This window comes from Streptomyces sp. BF23-19 (genome assembly GCF_041106355.1).
Lineage (GTDB): Bacteria > Actinomycetota > Actinomycetes > Streptomycetales > Streptomycetaceae > Streptomyces > Streptomyces virginiae_A.
On the sequence record NZ_JBGBPT010000039.1, the window covers coordinates 48,286 to 66,782 of the forward strand.

An 18,497-nucleotide genomic window follows, 5' to 3' on the forward strand; every position below is an offset into this window, starting at 1 on the left:
GGAGTTGGACCATGACCGAGCTCCTGCCCGCTCGCGCGGACAGTGCCGCGTCCTTCCCGATGACCGAGACGCAGCAGGCACTGATGATCGGGCGAGGTGAAGCAGTCGAGCTGGGCGGTATCGGCTGCTACGGATACTTCGAGTGGGAGCGCGCGGACCTCGATCCCGAGCGCTTCGCCGCCGCCTGGCGCAAGGTGGTCGCCCGTCACGACATGCTCCGCGCGATCGGCCGCACCGACGGCACCCAGTGGGTGCCGGCCGACCCGCTGCCCTTCGACATACCGGTCGTGGACCTCGGCGAGCTGTCCGCCGAGGCCTCGCGGGAGCGGCTCGCCGCGCTGCGGGACGAGATGAGCCACGTGGTCTTCCCGGTGGGCAGCTGGCCGCTGTTCGACCTGCGGATCATCCGGTTGGGCGGTCCCGGGAACCTGAGCCGCGTCCACCTCGGGATCGATCTGCAGGTGCTGGACGCCTCCAGCGCCTTCCAGGTGCTCTTCCCCGAGCTCGTCGACCTGTACGAGGACCCGGACGCCGAACTCCCGGAACCCGGGATCAGCTTCGCCGAGTACGCCCGCTGGCGCGCCGACGCCCTGCCGCACACCGAGGCCTTCCGGGCCGCCCGCGACTACTGGGTGGAGCGCGTCCCCACCCTGCCGCCGGCCCCCTCGCTGCCCACGGGCGGCCCCGCCGACACCGGGCGCGAGGTGCGCTTCGACCGGCGCGAGCACCGGCTGTCCCCCACCGAATGGCAGCGCTTCTCGGCGCGGGCGCACGAGGCGGGACTGACACCGTCGGTCCTGCTCACCGCCGCCTTCGCCGAGGTGGTCCGGTGCTGGGCGGAGGAGTCGGACTTCACCATCAACTACCCGATCTTCCAGCGCCCGGCGGTGCACCCGGACATCACCGGCGTCCTCGGCGACTTCACCAACGCCGTGATGCTCGCCGCCGACGGCTCGGGCGCGACCTTCCTGGACCGCGCGCACGCGCTGCGCGACCAGCTCGCCCGCGACGCGGAGCACGGCTCCTTCAACGGCGTCCGGGTGCTGCGCGAGCTGACCCGGCTGCACGGGGTGGGCGCGCAGGCCGGCATGCCGGTGGTGGTGACCAGTCTGCTCGACTACCCGGTGCGCAGGCCCGTCACGGACCTGGGCCGGGAGGTGTACTCGATCTCGCAGACCCCGCAGGTCTCGCTCGACGTACAGCTGCGCGAGCTGGCCGGTGAGCTGCGCGTCATCTGGGACTTCGTCGACGGGGCGTTCGCGCCCGGCTTCGTCGACGCCGCCTTCGGCGTGTACGTGGACCTGCTGGAGCGGCTCACGCGGGATCCGGAGGCCCTGCACACCGGGCGCTTCGATCTGGTCCCGGCGGCCGAGCGGACGCTGCGCCGCCAGGTCAACGACACCGCCGGGCAGATCCCGTACACCACCTTGCACGAGCTGTTCGCCCGGCAGGCGGAGCTCACGCCCGACGCCGAGGCCGTGGTGGACGCCTCCGGGCGGCGCCTGAGCTACGCCGAACTGGCCGCGTACGCCTGGCGGATCGGGCACACGCTGCGGGACCACGGGGCGGCTCCGGGCGAGCTGGTCGCCGTGGTGATGGAGAAGGGCTGGGAGCAGTACGCCGCGGTGTACGGGATCCTCGCCTCCGGCGCCGCCTATCTGCCGCTGGACCCGTCCGTGCCGCCGGAGCGGCTGCGCCGCCTGCTCACCGAGGCCAAGGTCGACCGGATCCTCACCCAGTCCTGGCTGGACTCCCGGATCAGCTGGCCGCCCACGGCCCGCCGCTACCGGGTCGACAAGGACTTCGAGTCCGGGAACGCGACCCGGCCCGAGACCGCGCAGACCCCGGCGGACCTCGCGTACACCATCTTCACCTCGGGCTCCACGGGTGAGCCGAAGGGCGTGATGGTCGACCACATCGGAGTGGTCAACCTGATCCGCGATGTCGCGAACCGCTTCGAGGTCGGTGCGCGGGACCGGCTGCTGGCCATCTCCGGGCTGCACTTCGACGCCTCGATCTACGACGTGTTCGGGGTGCTGACGCAGGGCGGGACCGTGGTGCTGCCGCCGCCGTTCGAGCACGCCGAGCCCGATGTGTGGGCCGATCTGGTGCGGGCGGAGCGGGTCACCCTGTGGAACTCCGTGCCCGTCCTGATGGAGCTGCTCGTCGGCGAGGCCGAGGTGCGCGAGCGGCGCGGCGGCGACCGGCCGTTGGAGTCCCTGCGGCTGTCCGTGCTCTCCGGCGACTGGATCCCGCTGACGCTGCCGGACCGGCTGCGGGCGCAGAGCTCCCGGATCGAGGTGGTGGGTTCGGGCGGTCCGACCGAGACGATCTGCTGGTCGCTGTTCCAGCCGATCGGCGAGGTCGACCCGTCCTGGACGAGCATCCCGTACGGCAAGCCGATCACCAACCAGCGCTACTACATCGTCGACGCGGCCGCCTACGAGCGCCCGCTCGGGGTGGTCGGCGAGATGGCCGTGGCCAGTGACGTCGGGCTCGCGCTCGGCTACTGGAACGACGCCGCACGCACCGCGAACCGCTTCGTGCACCTTCCGGAGAGCGGCGAACGCGCCTATCTGACCGGCGACCTGGGCCGGTACCTGCCGGACGGCAGCATCGAGATCCTGGGCCGGGACGACTTCCAGGTGAAGATCCAGGGCCACCGGATCGAGCTCGGCGAGATCGAGGCCGTGCTGCGCCAGGACGCCGAGGTCGAGGCGGCCGTGGTGGTGGCCCCGGCCAGCGCCCACGGGGTGCGGCGGCTGCACGCCTTCGTCGTGGCCGCCGAGGACGCGGCCGGGCCGGTGCTGGAACGCCTCGCCGCGCAGCTCCCCGGCTACATGGTGCCGGCCGCGCTCACCGTGCTGCCGGAGCTGCCGCTGACCCGCAACGGCAAGGTCGACCGGCTGCTGCTGGCCTCCTCCGCCGGGCGGCAGCAGTCCGCCGACGAGGCGGCCGTACGGGACGCCGGGGACGGGCCGGGCGGTGCGCTGGAGCTCGTGCTGTGCGCGGCGGTCGCCGACATCCTCGGCCTGGACGGGGTGGCGCCCGGTGACAACTTCTTCAGCCTGGGCGGCGATTCGCTCAGCGGTACCCGCCTGGCCGGTCTGCTCAAGGAGTTGCTGGGGGTGCCGGTGCCGGTGAAGACCGTGTTCCAGAACCCGCTGATCTGCGAGCTGGCCGAGAAGATCGCCGCGGACGAGCAGCACGGCGCGGAGGCGGTCGCCGCCGCGGAGGCCTTCGGAGAGCTGGAGGCGGACGAGCCCGGCGCGTCGGACCAGGACGCGGTTCGGCACAGCACGGTCATCACGGACGATTCCGAGAGGGGACAGTCATGAGTCTCACCCTGCCCGCGCCCGTCACCGAGCCGGAGCTGCCCGCGGCACCCGGCGTCGGCCCCGAGCCCGATCCCGACCTGGTCGATTTCGCCGCGCACGCCACGACGCGGCTCAGAGAGCGCGATGCCGAGTTGTACGCGCTGCTCGCCCGGGAGTCGGCACGCCAGCGCGACACCCTGATGATGGTCGCGGCGTCCAGCGTCGCGGATCCCTCCGTCCTGGCCTGCGAGGGCAGCGCGCTCGGCAATCTGACCGCCGAGGGCTTCCCGGGGAACCGTTACCACGCCGGATGCGGGGTCGCCGACGAGATCGAGCGCCTCGCGATCGACCGGGCGTGCGCGGCGTTCGGGGCGCAGGACGCGATCGTGCAGCCGCACTCCGGCTCCTCCGCCAACCTCGCCGTGATCACGGCGCTGCTGAACCCCGGTGACTCCCTGCTCGGACTGGACCTGGACTGCGGCGGGCACCTCACCCACGGCTCCCCCGCCTCGGTGACCGGCCGCTACTACCGCGCCCACGGCTACCGGGTGACCCCGGACGGGCTGCTCGACTACGACCAGATCCGTGAACTGGCCCTGGAGCACCGCCCGAAGCTGATCGTGTGCGGGGCGAGCGCCTACCCGCGCAGCATCGACTTCGCCCGCTTCCGGGAGATCGCGGACGAGGCCAACGCCTATCTCCTGGCGGACATCTCGCACATCGCGGGACTGGTCGCGGCCGGCCTCCACCAGAGCCCCGTCGACCACGCCCACGTGACCACCACCAGCACCTACAAGCAGCTGTACGGCCCGCGCGGCGGGCTGATCCTGCTCGGCCGGGAGGCCCGCAAGGCCGGGCCGGAGCGCGGCACGCTGGCCGCCACCCTGCGCCGCGCCGTGTTCCCCTTCACCCAGGGCACGCCCGACCTGGCGTCGGTGGCGGCCAAGGCGCGCGCCCTGGACTTCGTGGCGAGCCCCGACTTCGCCGAGCTCGCCAAGCGGCTCGCCGACGGTGCGCAGGCGATCGCCGGGCGCCTCTCGGACCGGGGGTTCCGGCTGGTCACCGGCGGTACGGACACCCATATGGTGCTGCTGGACCTGCGCGGCACCGGGGTCACCGGGGATGTCGCCGAGCAGGCCCTGGAGTCCTGCGGGATCGTCGTCAACCGCAACCGGGTCCCCGGCGACACCACACCGGTCCGGGTGACCGGTGGACTGCGGCTCGGCACCAACACGCTGGCCGCGCGCGGGATGGACCACGCGGTGGCCGCCGAGTGCGCCGACCTGGTCGCCGATGTCCTGGTGGCGCTGCGCGCGCAGGGCGGCGTACTGCCGGACGCGCTGCGCGACCGGGTGCGTACCCGGGTCTCCGAGCTGTGCGCCGCCCACCCCCTGCCGGGATATCTGCCGTGACCTTCAGCGGCTTCCCGCCCTCGGCACTGCGCCTCTACGAGGACCTCGCGGCCGACAACGACAAGGAGGCGTGGCGGCTGCGCCACCGCGAGCGGTACGAGCGTGACGTACGTGCGCCGATGGACGAGCTGGCCGCTGAACTGAGCACGTATTTCGCGGAGTCGGCCTTCCGGGAGTCGACCGGAGCGGGCGAGGTGACGGTGCTCGGCCCGGTCCGGGACACCCGGATGTCCCACGACAAGTCCCCGTACAAAACCTACCAGGGCGCCTATCTGGATCTGCTGCCCTGCCTGGGCCTGTGGGTGCACCTGGACCGGCACGGCCTCTACGCCTCCGGGCGCTGGTACCCCTATGCCGGGGCCGAGGTCGCCCGGTACCGCGCTGCCGTCGAGGAGGAGGACGGCGGCGCGGAGCTGGCCGCGATCGCGGGCCGGCTGGAGGCCCAGGGGTTCACCCTGGGCGGCGATCGGCTCAAGTCCCGGCCGCGGGGGGTCCCGGCGGACCACCCGCGGCTGGGGCTGCTGCGCCACCGCAAGATCGACGCGGGCCGGCGTTTCGGTCCCGACGCCGGGCTGCACACGGCGCGCGCCGGGGAGCTGGTGCGGGAGACCTGGCAGCTGGTGCGCCCGCTGTTGGACTGGGTGGCGGCCCGCGAACTCACCCCACAGCCCCGCGAGCGAGGAGTTGACGTACCGTCATGAACATCGGGAGTTTCGAGACCGTCGATCTGCGCAGCGACACGGTGACGGCGCCGGGTGCCGGGATGCGGGCCGCGATGGCCGCGGCCGAGGTCGGCGACGACCTGTTCGGGGAGGACCCGACCGTCCGCGCGCTGGAGGACCGGCTCGCCGGGCTCTTCGGCTTCTCCGGGGCGCTGTTCACCCCGTCCGGGGTGATGGCCAACCAGATCGCCCTCCAGCTCCTCGTCGGTCCCGGCGAGGAGCTGGTGTGCGACGCGGAGGCGCACATCCTGGCGCACGAGGAGGCCTCCCCGGCCCGCTACGGCGGGATCCAGACGCGTACGGTGACGGCGGAGCGGGGAGTGGTCACCGCGGCCCTGCTGGCCGGGGTGGTCCGGCGGGGGAACCCGTACACGCTCGGCACCCGGGCGGTGGAGGTCGAGCAGACCCACACCCGGGCCGGCGGTACGGTCCACCCCCTGGACACGCTGCGCGCCGTACGCGAACTGACGTCCGGCGCGGGCCTGGCGGTCCACATGGACGGGGCCCGGATCTGGAACGCGATGGCCGCGACGGGCACCTCGGCGCACGCGTACGGGCGAACGGCCGACTCGCTGGCCGTGTGCCTGTCGAAGGGGCTGGGCGCCCCCGTCGGCTCGGTGCTCCTGCTGGCAGCCGAACAGCTGCCGCGGGCCCGGAAGTTGCGGCACGGTCTGGGCGGCGGCATGCGCCAGTCGGGCATCCTGGCGGCTGCGGGTCTGTACGCCCTGGACCACCACGTGGAGCGGATCGCCGAGGACCACGCCAATGCCGCGCTGCTGGCGGCGGGGCTGCGGGACGCGGGCTTCACCGTGCGCCCGCCGGAGACCAACATCGTCCTCATCGAGGTTCCCGGCGCCGACGAGGTCGTCGCACGGGCCGCCAAGGAAGGAGTACTGGTGACCGCGCCCGGCCCGGAGACGGTCCGGCTGGTCACTCATCTGGACGCAGGACGACAGGCGTGTCGGCGGGCCCTCGGGGTGCTGACCGCCGTGATGACCGATGTCGTCACCGGGACGCGGGACACCGCGGCCGCGGGACGCTCGTAAGTAGCGGAAGAGAGCGAAGTAGCAGCATGAGTTTAGAAGTACGGCCCGCCACGGCGGATCTGTGGGACGACATCCGCCAGGTGCTCCAGCCGAAGAAGAGCGCGCACACGTGCTGGTGCATGGCGTGGCGGCTGTCCACCGGCGACTACGGGCGGCTCACGGCGGACGAGCGGGGCGAGCACCTGCGCGGCCTCATGGAGAAGGCCGATCCGCCGCCCGGGGTCCTCGGGTTCCTGGACGGCGAGGTGGCCGGCTGGTGCAACGTGGCGCCGCGCCGGCAGCTCGACCGGCTGACCTCCTCGAAGACGATCACACCGGTGGACGACCTGCCCGTGTGGTCGGTGACCTGCTTCGTCGTACGCAAGGACTTCCGCGGCAAGGGGGTCGCCTCGGGCCTGCTGGAGGGGGCCGTCGAGCACGCGCGCGCCCACGGTGCGCCCGCCGTCGAGGGGTATCCGGTGGACCCGGAGGGCGGTCGGGTGAATCCGACCCTCGCCTATGTCGGGACGATGGACATGTTCGAGCGGGCGGGCTTCCGCCGGGTCCACCGCACCGAGGCCAAGAGCGACAAGCGGCACCGCTGGGTCATGCGCCGCGACCTGGTCTGACGGTCCTCGCGGTACGGGGAAGGGGCTCCCGCGGTGCGGGGGCCCCTTCCCTCGTGCGGGCGCCGGTCAGGGCGTGTGCGCCGCGATGTCCCAGAGGTGGGCGGGACGCCCGCAGCGCATGGCCTCCCAGGCCGCGCGCCGGTAACAGCCCGCCACCAGGCCGTCCCGGACCAGGCCCGAGGCGCCGTGCAGGTGGACCGCGTCACGGGTCACGTCGAGGGTGGTCTCCGCCGTGAGGGCGATCAGCCCGGCGGCCTCCCCCGCGCTGAGCCGATCCTCGTCGAGGTCCCGGGCCGCGTCCCCCACGGCCCAGCGCACGGCGTCGAGGCGGGCCAACAGCCCTGCCACGCGCAGCCGGGGACCTTGGTGTTTGACCAGGGCCTGGCCGAACTGCTGCCGGCCGCGGATCCGGGAGACGACCGCGGTCAGGGCGGCCGCCGTGATCCCGGCCAGCAGCGAGGCCTGGTGGACGGCCGCGCGCAGGCCCACGCGGGCGAGGGCCTGTTCGGCGGCCAGGCCGCTCAGTAGCACCGCCTCGGCGGGCAGCCGTACCTCGTCGAAGACGGCGCCGGCGACGGCTCCCCCGCCGTGGTCGCGCAGCGGGCGGACCTGGACGCCCTCGGTGGGCAGGCGTACGAGTGCCACGCACGGTCCGTCGGGACCGTCGGCCAGGACCAGCAGCGCGCCCGGGGCGACGCCGGCGGCGAAGGGGCCGCCGGTGCCGGTGAGGACGACGGCGCCGGTGTCCGGGTCCGGTTTCCAGGTGATGCCCGGGGGTACGGCGCCGCGCGGATCGGGCAGCCGGCCCGGCACGGCGAGTGCCAGTTCCCCGGTGCGGACCTGGTCCAGGAGGAGGTCGGCGGCTTCGGGGGCGAGCGGGCCGAGGCCGGAGATCAGGTCCAGGGCGAGGAGGGTGTCGGTGAGCGGGAGGGGCTGCGTCGCGTTGCCCGCCTCCTCGCACACCATGGCGACGACGGCCTGGCCGAGGTCGAGCCCGTCGTGGCCGATGGGCAGGGCGAACTCCCAGGCGCCGACCTGGGTCAGCGCCTCCCAGGCGCCGGCGGGCGTGTCCCCGTCGACCTCCAGTCCCTGCCGCACGGTGAGTCGGAGCTGCCGGAAGAGGGAGTCCTCGTCCTCCCGCTCCCGCCAGCGCTCGGACGCCGCCGTGCTCCCGCCGCCCGTACCGGTCCCGCCTACCGCCTGTGATGTCACGGCCGTACCTCCGCCCCTGAGTCGAGACGCAGCCGGGCCAGCGTCTCCAGCATCATTTCGGCGGTGCCGCCCGATATCCGCATCCCCGGGGCTTCGCGCAACGCCGCGTCGAGTGGGTGTGCCACCCCGTCGACCTCGGGGTCGTCGAGGGTCATGCTGCGGTCGCCGTCGAGTTCCGCGGCCCACCAGGCCACCTCGGCGGCGAGCTCGGTGGTGTACCACTTGGCGGCCGCCGCCTCGTCCTCGTTGAGTTCGCCCCGGTCGAGGCGGGTGAGGACGCGGCGGACCAGCGTGCCCGCCGCGAGCAGCCGGGCGTTGAGTTTGGCCAGGCCGATCTGGTCGTGCTGGCCGGCCTCCAGCCGGTCGGTGTGGACCTCCAGCCGTTCCACGGCGGCCCGGTACCAGCGCAGCGCCTTGACGTAGTAGTCGAGTCCGGTGCGCTCGAAGGCGAGGGTCTTGACGACGATGGCCCAGCCCTGGCCGGTCTCGCCGACCACGTCGTCGGCGGTCACGGCCACCCCGTCGAGGGTGACCTCGTGGAAGGCGTCGTCGCCCATGCCCGGGATCTGCCGGATGGTGACGCCCGGCTGGGCCAACGGGACGAGGAACAGGCTGAAGGCCTCGTCCTCGCCGCGGGCCAGGCACAGTCCGTAGTCGGCGAGCCGGGCGAAGAGCGAGTGGACCTTGGTGCCGTACAGCTTGTATCCGCCCTTGCCGTCGGAGACGGCCCGGGTGGAGAGGATGTTGAGGTCGGATCCGGCCTGGGGTTCGCTGAACAGCACGCAGCCGAAGGCGGTGCCGGCCGCGAAGCCGGGCAGGTGTCGGGCCTTCATCGCCGGGCTCGCGACGTTGAGCAGGGTGGATCCGACGATCTGCACGGTGAGGGTGTGCAGCAGGTCGGGGACGTCGTGCATGGCCAGTTCCTCGACCAGCACGGCGGCCGCGACCTGGCTGATGCCGCGGCCGCCGTATTCCTCGGGCCACTGGGGCGCGAGGAGGCCCCGCTCGCCCAGGGCCCGGTGGATGGGCCGGGGGTCGCGGGTGCGCCGGGCCTCGGCCACGGGGGCCGAGACCAGGATGTCGTGGATGTCCTCGCGCAGGGCCCGCATGGGGGTGCGGGGCACGTCGGCTCCGCTCCGTACGAGCCCGCAGTCCGCGGGCGCGCGGTAGAACTCGGTGGTGAGCACGGGCAACTCCCTAGGTGGTGAGCGGGGATGCGGGCGCGGCAACGGCCCGGTCCAGCACGTCCTCGATTCCGGTGAGCAGCCCTCGCACGTCCTCGGGCGTGGCCGCGTGGCGGTTGTACTCGGCGGTGCCGCCGATCTCGCCGTCCCGTTCCACGAGGCCGATGCAGGCGAGGGCGGCGGCCGGGTCGGGGCTGTAGAGCTCCAGGTGCCGGGCGGGCGGCCCGGGCAACTGGCCGACCTCGATGCCCGGCAGGTCCAGGGGGATCGACGGGTAGTTGTGGAGGGCGAACAGGACGTTGTACGGCGGGGGTGTTCCGTCGAACAGGACGTCCACGGGCAGGCGTTGGTGGGCGAGCGCTTCGGCCACGGCGGCTCGGGTGCGGTGCAGCAGTTCCCGGAAGGTGGGGCCGCCCGCCAGGTCGAGCCGGATCGGCACCACGGTGGTGAACTGCCCGACGGCGCCTTCGAGGGCTCCGGCGAAGCGGCCGGCCGCGGGGGTGCCGATCACCTGGGAGGTACGGCTCTGCCTGCGGGCCAGTACGACGGCCAGCGCGGCGAGCAGCGTCATGAACGGGGTGGCCCCCTCGGCCGCGCCGAGCTCCAGCCCGGCGTCGACGGGCCCGCGGGCCAGTCGTACCGGGAGATGGCCGCGTTCGAATCCGCCGGGCGCCCGGGGTGCGGGCGGGTCGGCGGCGAACACCGCTCGGCGGCGGGCCAGTTCGGCCGATCCGTCGGGTCCGGCGAGCCAGCGGTGCTGCCAGTCGGCGTAGTCGGGGAACTGCAGGTCGGGCGGGGCGAGCCCGGCCGGACCCGCGCGGTAGCCGGCGGCCAGGTCCGCGAGGAAGACCCCGGAGGACCAGCCGTCGAAGACCGCGAGGTGGGAGGCGAGGATCAGGACGTGCTCGTCCGGGGCGAGCCGCAGCAGCCGGAAGGCGCTGGTCCGGCCGCTCTCCAAATCCAGGACGGTGGAGGCGCTCTCGGTGCTCTGCAGGGCCACGCGTTCGGCGGCGGCCTGCGGGGTGAAGCCCGAGAGGTCGGCCCGGGTGAGCCGCAGCACCGGTTCCTCGTCCACGTGCAGCCGGGGCTGACCGGTGGTGGAGACGGTGAGCCGGGTGCGCAGTGCCTCGTGGCGGCGCAGCACCCCGGTGAGGGCGTCCACGAGCCGCCGCGGGTCGAGCGGGCCGGTCAGCCGCAGGGCGTGCGAGCCGGTGGCGACGGCCGGGTGGGCGCGCTCGCGGCGCCACAGCCGGGACTGGAGGGCGGTCGGGGGGACCGGCCCCGCGCCGGAGCGCGGGGTCGGGTGGGCGGGTACGGGCCGGCGGGCGGCCAGCATCAGGCGGGCCAGCTCGCGCTTCGCCTCGGGGAGCGCGGCGAGCGCTCCTTCGAGCCCGGCCGGGTCGGCCATCAGGGGCCGTCCGGGTGCTGGAGGGAGCCGAGGAGGGCGGCGGCCTCGTCGTCGCTCATGTTCTCGATCTGCTCGAAGACCGCGAGCAACCGATCCTGTTCGCCGGCGGCCTCGGCCTTGGCGGTGCGGACCAGTTCGGCGAGCCCGGAGACGGTCGGGCGGCCGAAGAAGTCCGCGAGGGCGATGTCGATGCCGAAGAGGGCGCGGACCCGGGAGACCACGATGGTGGCCTGCAGGGAGCTGCCGCCCAGGGCGAAGAAGTCGCCCTCCACGTCCGGGTTCTGCCATTCGAGCAGCGGGGTGAGGATGTCGCGGCAGATCTGCTCCTCGATGGCGTCGCGGGGCGCCGTGCCGCCCTCGGCCGACAGCTCGGTCGGCTGCGGCAGCGCGGCGGTGTCGACCTTGCCGTGCGGGGTGAGGGGCAGTTCGTCGAGGACGACGACGACCGGCACCATGTAGCCGGGCAGCCGGCCGGCCGCGTAGGCCCGCAGGCCCTCGGCGTCGGCGACCTCGGAGGCGTACGAGCCCACCTGCTCGACCGTGACGTAGGCGGCCAGCATGCGCTCGCCGCCCGCGGCGGGCTGGGCGACCACGACGGCCTGCTGCACGGAGGGGTGCCCGGTGAGCACGGACTCGACCTCGCCCGGCTCGATGCGGTGGCCGCGCACCTTGAGCTGGCGGTCGGTGCGGCCGAGGAAGTCCAGGTTGCCGCCGGGCAGCCAGCGGACCAGGTCGCCGGTGCGGTAGAGGCGTTCGGTCTCGGGGCCGTCCGCGTAGGGGTTGTCGGCGAAGCGGTCGGCGGTGAGGTCGGGACGGCCCAGGTAGCCGCGGGCCACACCAGGCCCGGCGACGCAGAGTTCGCCGGGGACGCCGGGCGGGACCGGCCGCAGCCGCTCGTCGAGGACGAAGGCCTGGTGGCCCGGCATGGGGCGGCCGATCGGCGGGTTGCGGTCGTAGCTGCCGGTGCAGTCCATCAGCGTGACGGCGACGGTCGCCTCGGTGGGGCCGTACCCGTTGACGAACCTGCGTTCCCCCGCGGTCCATTCGGCGACGAGTCGGCCGGGGAAGGCCTCGCCGCCCACCGAGACCAGCCGCAGGTCGGGCAGGCCGGCCTGGTCGAGCAACGGCAGCAGGGCGGGCGGGAGTTCGGCGACGGTGACCGCGTCCTCGCGCATCCGGGTCTGCAGCAGGGCCGGGTCGCGGCGCTCGTCGTCGGTGGCGATGACGAGCGAGCCGCCCGCCAGCAGGGTGGTGAAGATCTCGAAGACGGAGACGTCGAAGGTGAGCGGGGCGAACTGCAGGACGCGGTCCTCGGCCCGGATCTCGTAGGCCTTGGCGATGGTGCGGGAGAAATGGGTGACCGAGCGGTGCTCGATCATGACCCCCTTGGGGGTGCCGCTGCTGCCGGAGGTGTAGAGCACGTAGGCGAGGTCGCCGGGGGTGGCGGTCGGCGCGAGGGAGGGGACCTCCCGGACGGGGGCGGCCGTTCCGGTGGTCACCAGCTCGAGCGGTACGGGCAGTTGTGCGGCCTCGTCGACGAGGGCGTGCCGGACCTTGGCGTCGGCGAGGACCGTACGGGTCCGCTCGGCCGGGGCGGCCGGGTCGATCGGGATGTAGTGGGCGCCCGCCTTGAGTACGCCGAGGACTCCGGCGACGGCGGCCGGGCCGCGGGAGACGCACACGGCGACGGGGTCGCCGTGGCGGACGCCGCGGTCGCGCAGCCGGTGGGCGATGGCCTCGGACCAGCGGTCGAGGGCCGCGTAGTCGAGCCGGGTGGAGCCGTGGCGGACGGCGACGGCGTCGGGGTGGATGGTGGCCCGCTCCCGGAACGCGCGGTCCAGGGTGGTGGTCCAGGCGGCCTCGTCGACGGGGCCGCCGCGGGACAGCTCGCGGGCGTGCCGGGAGGCGGCCGGCTCCTCGACCAGGCTGATGTCGCCGACCTGGAGGTCGGGGTTCTCGGCGACCTGCTCCAGGACCTGGCGGAAGGCGCCGAGCAGGGCGCTCGCCGTGCCGTGCCGGTAGAGGGAGGTGTTGTACTCGAGGGAGAGTTCCAGGCCGTCGTTCTCGCCGACCAGGAAGCTCATGTCGAACTTGGCCGCCCCGTCGTGCAGTTGGTCCATGGTGAACTCGACGTCAGCGGCCTGCGCCCGGTGGGTTCCCCAGCGGCCCAGCGAGGTGAACTCGATCTGGAAGAGCGGGTGGCGCAGCGGGTCGCGCACCGGGCGGACGGCCTCGACGACCTGCTCGAAGGGCAGCTCGCTGTTGGTGAAGGAGTCCATGACGGAGGCCGCGGTGCGGGTGACCAGCTCGCGGAAGGTGAGCTGGTCGGTGACCTCGGTCCGCAGGGTGATCATCTGGACGAAGCAGCCGATGACCTGCTCCAGGTCGGGGTGCGGCCGGGAGGCGCTGGCCGTGCCGACGACGACGTCCTCGGTGCGGGTCCAGTGGCGCAGCAGCGCGTTGAAGGCGGCGAGCAGGGTGGTGAAGACGGTGGTGCTGTTGGCGTCGGCGAGTTCGGTGAGGCGGTCCAACAGCTTCTGGTCCAGGGTCAGTTTCAGACCGCGGCCGTCGCCTCGGGTCTCGGGGCCGCGCGGGTGGTCGGGCAGGACCTCGGTGGCGACGGCGCCGGCCAGGATCTGGCGCCACTTCGTCGCCAGCGCCCGGCCGTGCTCGTCGTTCTCCAGCTTGGCCCGCTGCCAGGCCGCGAAGTCGGCGTACTCGACGGCGAGCCGGGAGGCCTCGGGGCGCTTGCCCGCGGCGGCGGCCGCGTAACTGGAGGTCAGTTCCTCGGTGAAGATCCGTGTCGAGCCCGGGTCCCAGGCGACGTGGTGGACGACCCAGAGCAGGACGTGGTGCTCAGGGGCTAGCCGTACCAGGTGGGCGCGGACGGGCGGGCCGGCGGCCAGGTCGAAGGGGGCGGCGGCGCAGCTCGCGGTGAGCTCGGCGAGTTCGCGGTCCGCGTCCTCGCTGCCCGAGAGGTCGGTGCTCTGGACGCCGAGCACGAAGGAGGGGACGGGCTCCTGCCAGGGGACTCCGTCGATCTCGACGAGTTTGCTGTGCAGCACCTGGTGGCGGGCGACGACGGCGTTGAGCGCCTCGTGCAGGGCGGCCCGGTCGAGGGGTCCGCCCAGGCCTATGGCCAGGGCTATGTTGTTGCGGGCCTTGCCGGCGCCGAGCTTGTCGACGAACCACATCTGCTCCTGCTGGAAGGAGGAGCGGGAGCGCGGTCCGTGGTCGGCGCGCCTCAGTTCGATGCGGCGGCCCACACCGGCCGTCATCTGGTTGCGCATCCGGCCCAGCAGCCGGGAGCGCTGTCCCTGGGGCAGCCGGCCGAGCCGTTCGGCGAGATCAGACATGGGTTCCTCCGTTGCGGTGCAGGTCGGCGAGGAGAGCGGCGAGCGCGTCGGGCAGGTGCTTGGCGAAGTAGTGGCGGCCCCCGGGGATCACGGCGAGGCGTACGTCGGCCGCGTACCGGCCCCAGGCGCGGTAGCCGTGCTCGTAGCCCTCGGTCGCGTCGTCGGCGTCGCCGATGATGCAGGTGAGCGGGGTGGCCAGGGGGCGGTCGTAGCCGTCCGGGGTGCGCGCGAAGAAGCGGGCGGCCTCGGTCATGTCGTGGCGGACCATCCGCAGGACCGCGGTGAGGTCGCTGTCGTCGAGGACGCCGTCGAAGCCGTCCATGGTGGTCAGGTACGCGACGAGGTCGTCGTCGCCGGAGACGCGTTCCATCTCCAGGGCGTACTCGGGGTCCTCCTCGGGGAGGGCCGCCGCGAGGTCAAGGGCGATCGGGCGCTGCCCCAGCCGTTCCAGTACGTGGGTGGTCTCCAGGGCGGTGACGACTCCGGCGCAGTGGCCGTAGACCGCGTACGGGCCCCGCACGGTGCGGGCGATCTCCGCGGCGGCGAGTTCCGCGAACTCGGGGACCGGCAGCATCGGGCCGGGGCGCAGCGGGTCGTGTCCGGGCGGGGAGACGGCCAGGAGTTCGATGTGCGGCGGGAGCTGGGCGGCGAGGGGCTGGTAGGCGATGGCGTCGCCGCCGCCGTGCGGGAAGCAGACGAGGGTCAGCGCGGTGGTGCCGGCCGGGCGTTCGGGGGTGAGCCGGTGCAACAGTCGGTGGTGCTGCGGGCCCGCTCCCGTGTCCGTTCCGGCGAGTTCGGCGGTGCGGGCGGCGAGGCCGGCCGGGGTCGGGTTGCTGAACAGGTCGACGACGCGCAGGGCGGCGGCTCCGCCGTCCGGCAGGGCGGTGGCGACGGCGCGGACCGCGCGCACGGCGGCGAAGGAGTCCCCGCCGAGGGCGAAGAAGTCGTCGTCGGGCGCGACTTCGGGCACGCCCAGCACCTCGGCCCAGACGGCGGCGATCCGCAGGGCGACCGGGTCCGTGTCGGCGGGCGCGGACGCGGCGGGCCGGCCCGCGGCGGGGGCGGGGGGACGCGGGTCGGGCAGCGCGCCCCGGTCCACCTTGCCGTTGGGGCTCAGCGGCAGCCGCTCCAGAGCCACGAGTTCGGCGGGGACGCAGTGCGGGGGCAGGACGGCGGCGAGGGCGGTCCGTAGGGCCGCGGTGTCGAGGTCGGTGCCCTCCTCGGGAACCACGTAGCCGACGAGGCGGTCGGAACCGGCGGTGCGGCGGGCGGCCACGACGGCCTCGCGGACCCCGGGTCGGTCGCGCAGCGCGCTCTCGACCTCGCCCGGTTCGATGCGGAGCCCGTTGAGCTTGATCCGGAAGTCGGTCCGGCCGAGGAGTTCGATGGTGCCGTCCGTGCCGTAGCGGGCCAGGTCGCCGGTGCGGTAGAGGCGTTCGGTGCGGCCGGGCTCCAGTTCGACGTGGACGAACTTCTCCTCGGTGAGCTCGGGCCGGTTCAGGTAGCCGCGGGCCAGTCCGACCCCACCGAGGTGGAGTTCGCCGGGTACGCCGACGGGGACCAGGCAATCGTTCGGGTCGAGGATGTAGGTGAGCTGATTGGCCATGGGCCGTCCGTACGGGAGCTTGGTCCACTCGGGATCGACGCGGCCGACGGGGAACTCCACCGAGTGGATGGAGGCCTCGGTCGCCCCGCCGAGCGCGACGAAGGACAGGCCGGGCGCGAAGGAGCGGATCCGGTCGGGCTGGGTGACGGGGATCCAGTCGCCGCCGAGGAACGCGGTGCGCAGCTTCGGCAGTCGGGGCCCGCCGGCGTGTTCGAGCTGGTCGGCGAGGAGGCCGAGGAGGGCGGGGGCGGAGTTCCAGACGGTGACGCCGTGCCGCTCGACCAGGTCGGCCCAGTGGGCCGGGTCCTTGGCGGCGGCCGGGTCGGGCAGGACGAGGGTGCCGCCGGCGGCGAGGATGCCGAGGGTCTCGTAGACGCTCATGTCGAAGCTGGGCGAGGACAGGGCGAGGACCGAGTCGCCGGGCCCGATGCCGTACGAGCGGTTGAGGTCGAGGAGGTTGTTGACGACGCCGCGGTGTTCCAGGGCGATGCCCTTGGGGGTGCCGGTGGAGCCCGAGGTGAAGATGACGTAGGCCAGGTCCCGGGAGGTGACGGGGACGGCCGGGCGGGTCGCGGGCAGCTCGGCGAGCGCGGTCCGGTCGGTGTCGAGCAGCACCTGGGAGGTGCCGGCGGGGACGGGCAGCCGGCCGATCAGCTCCGCGTCGGAGACGACGATGGGCGGCGCGGAGTCCTTCAGCAGCAGCGCCAGGCGCTCGGCCGGGTAGTCCGGGTCGAGGGGGACGTAGGCGCCACCGGCCTTGAGGACGGCGAGGATCGCGGTGACGAGCCCGGGGCCGCGGCGCAGGCACAGGGCCACGGTCCGGTCGGGGCCGGCGCCGGCTTCGATCAGGCGGTGCGCGAGCCGGTTGGCGCGCTCCTCCAGCTCCCGGTAGGTGATGTTCCAGCCGCCGAGTCCGCCGAGGATCACGGCGGGCGCGTCGGGCCGCCGGTCGGCGTGCTGCTCGAACAGCTCGTGCAGGCAGGCGTCCTGGGGGAAGGGGGCGCGGGTGGCGTTCCAGTCGTCCAGGGCGGCCCGGCGCTCGGCGTCGGTGAGCAGCGGCAGGGCGGACAGCGGGGCGTCGGGGCGGTCGAGCGCCCCTTCGAGGGTGGTGAGGAAGTGGCCGAGGAGCCGGTCCACGGTCGTGGCGTCGAACAGGGCGGTGGGGTACTCGACGAGGGCGCGGACGGCGGTGCCGGTGTCGTGGACGCTGATCATGAGGTCGTACTTGGTGGCGTGCGAGGAGAAGTCGATGGGCTCGGTGGCGACGCCCGCGAGGCCGGGGGCGGTGTCCGGGGTCTCGTCGAGGAGGAACATCACGGAGGTGAGCGGCGGCCGGCTGGGGTCGCGGGGCAGTGCGAGGGCGTCGACGATCAGGTCGAAGGGCAGTTCCTGGTGCGCGTACGCCTGGAGGGTGGTGTGGCGGGTGGCGCGGACCAGCTCCGCGAAGCCGGGGTCGCCGCCGGTTCGGATGCGCAGCGGCAGGGTGTTGACGAAGAAGCCGATGAGCTCGCCGAAGGCCGGGTGGTCGCGGCCTGAGACGGAGGTGCCGACGACGATGTCCTCCTGGCCGGTCCAGCGGCGCAGGGTGGCGGCGAAGCCGGCCAGCATCGTCATGTAGAGGGTGGCGCCCTCGGACTTGCCGAACTCCCGCAGCCGGGCGATGAGCCGGGGCGGGAGGTCGATGTAGCGGGAGGCGCCGGCGTGGCCGAAAACGGGCGGTCTGGGCCGGTCGGTGGGCAGGTCCACCGGGGTGGCGCCGCCCAGTTCCTCGCGCCAGAAGGAGGTGAGGCTCTCCAGCCGGTCCCCGCTGACGCGGCGGCGCTGCCAGGTGGCGAAGTCGGCGTACTGGAGGGCGAGCGGGGCCGTCGCCTCGGCGGGGGCGCCGGTGCGGGCGGCGTAGGCGCGCTCCAGTTCGGTGTAGAGGACGCGCATGGACCAGCCGTCGGTGACGATGTGGTGCAGGTTGAGGACGAGGACGTGGTCCTCGGCGTCGATCCGGCCGAGCCGGGCCCGCAGCGGGACGGCGCCGGCCAGGTCGAAGGGGGCGCCCGCGTCGGCGTCGTAGAACGGTCGGGCCGCCGCCTCGTCGGGCAGTTCGGTCAGCGGGAGGGGAAGCCGGTAGCCGTCGATCACCCGGGGGACGGCCTCGGTGGCGCCCTCCTGGTAGCTGTAGACGGTCCGCAGCACCTCGTGGCGGTCCACGATGTCCTGGAGCGCCGCGTGCAGGGCGGGGACGTCGAGGGGGCCGCGGATGCGGGTGGCGACCGGCACGTTGTAGGCGGGGCTGCCGGGCTGCAGCTGGTCGATGAACCACAGGCGGCGCTGCGCGAAGGAGAGCACGGGCGCTTCGGCGGGGTCGCGGGGTGCCGGCTCAGGGTCCTCCCGTACGGCGGCGCGCCCGCCGGTGCGGCCCGTCAGGGCCTGGAACAGTGCCCGGCGGGACTTCGGCAGTGCGGCTATGCGTTCGGCGAGGGACTCGCTCACCTTGAGCCTCCGTGCGTCTTCGGGAGTCGGGAGAGGGATACGGCGAGGTGGCGCCGCGGGGTGCGCGGCGCTGGGCGTGGGGGTGGGTACGGGCGCCGGTACGGACGCGGTGTACGGACGTACGGGGTGGGGCGCGGGGGTG

10 protein-coding genes are annotated in these 18,497 nt (G+C 73.9%); 5 read left to right on the forward strand and 5 right to left on the reverse strand.

What is annotated here, in order from left to right; genetic code table 11:
• Window positions 1-11 precede the first annotated feature (11 nt).
• From AB8A24_RS22315 to AB8A24_RS22335, 5 genes are read left to right on the forward strand one after another with little or no spacing between them, the layout of a single operon-like run.
• Window positions 12-3,338, forward strand: coding sequence for an amino acid adenylation domain-containing protein (locus tag AB8A24_RS22315; RefSeq protein ID WP_369477290.1), 3,327 nt, complete (start codon window positions 12-14; stop codon window positions 3,336-3,338).
• On the forward strand, window positions 3,335-4,729 hold the full coding sequence (glyA, locus tag AB8A24_RS22320) for a serine hydroxymethyltransferase (protein WP_328964508.1): 1,395 nt from the start codon (window positions 3,335-3,337) through the stop codon (window positions 4,727-4,729). Before AB8A24_RS22315 ends, glyA begins: the two co-directional genes overlap by 4 nt.
• Entirely contained in the window at window positions 4,726-5,430 is a 705-nt protein-coding gene (locus AB8A24_RS22325; protein ID WP_369477292.1) for a DUF2461 domain-containing protein, read from the forward strand. Before glyA ends, AB8A24_RS22325 begins: the two co-directional genes overlap by 4 nt.
• Window positions 5,427-6,497: a low specificity L-threonine aldolase gene (locus AB8A24_RS22330; RefSeq protein ID WP_369477294.1), complete on the forward strand. Its 1,071-nt coding sequence runs from the start codon at window positions 5,427-5,429 to the stop codon at window positions 6,495-6,497. The genes AB8A24_RS22325 and AB8A24_RS22330 overlap by 4 nt, the downstream gene beginning before the upstream one ends.
• Before the next feature lie 26 nt (window positions 6,498-6,523).
• A complete protein-coding gene (locus AB8A24_RS22335; RefSeq protein WP_030713495.1) occupies window positions 6,524-7,105 on the forward strand; it encodes a GNAT family N-acetyltransferase in 582 nt (193 codons plus the stop codon).
• A 66-nt stretch (window positions 7,106-7,171) separates the two neighbouring features.
• Here the strand turns inward: AB8A24_RS22335 and AB8A24_RS22340 are convergent, their stop codons facing one another.
• The 5 genes from AB8A24_RS22340 to AB8A24_RS22360 are packed head-to-tail and all read right to left on the reverse strand — an operon-like array spanning window position 7,172 to window position 18,355.
• On the reverse strand, window positions 7,172-8,317 hold the full coding sequence (locus AB8A24_RS22340) for an acyl-CoA dehydrogenase family protein (protein ID WP_328964506.1): 1,146 nt from the start codon (window positions 8,315-8,317) through the stop codon (window positions 7,172-7,174).
• Window positions 8,314-9,504, reverse strand: a complete 1,191-nt coding sequence (locus AB8A24_RS22345; RefSeq protein ID WP_328964505.1) for an acyl-CoA dehydrogenase family protein — start codon at window positions 9,502-9,504, stop codon at window positions 8,314-8,316. Before AB8A24_RS22345 ends, AB8A24_RS22340 begins: the two co-directional genes overlap by 4 nt.
• Before the next feature lie 10 nt (window positions 9,505-9,514).
• Window positions 9,515-10,909 carry a condensation domain-containing protein gene (locus AB8A24_RS22350; protein ID WP_369477296.1) on the reverse strand — a complete coding sequence of 465 codons (1,395 nt, stop codon included), beginning with the start codon at window positions 10,907-10,909 and terminating at the stop codon, window positions 9,515-9,517.
• Window positions 10,909-14,265, reverse strand: coding sequence for an amino acid adenylation domain-containing protein (locus AB8A24_RS22355; RefSeq protein WP_328964503.1), 3,357 nt, complete (start codon window positions 14,263-14,265; stop codon window positions 10,909-10,911). The genes AB8A24_RS22350 and AB8A24_RS22355 overlap by 1 nt, the downstream gene beginning before the upstream one ends.
• The gene (locus tag AB8A24_RS22360; RefSeq protein WP_369477298.1) at window positions 14,258-18,355 is read right to left on the reverse strand and encodes an amino acid adenylation domain-containing protein; all 4,098 of its coding nucleotides are present in this window, start codon (window positions 18,353-18,355) and stop codon (window positions 14,258-14,260) included. Before AB8A24_RS22360 ends, AB8A24_RS22355 begins: the two co-directional genes overlap by 8 nt.
• Window positions 18,356-18,497: the final 142 nt, after the last annotated feature.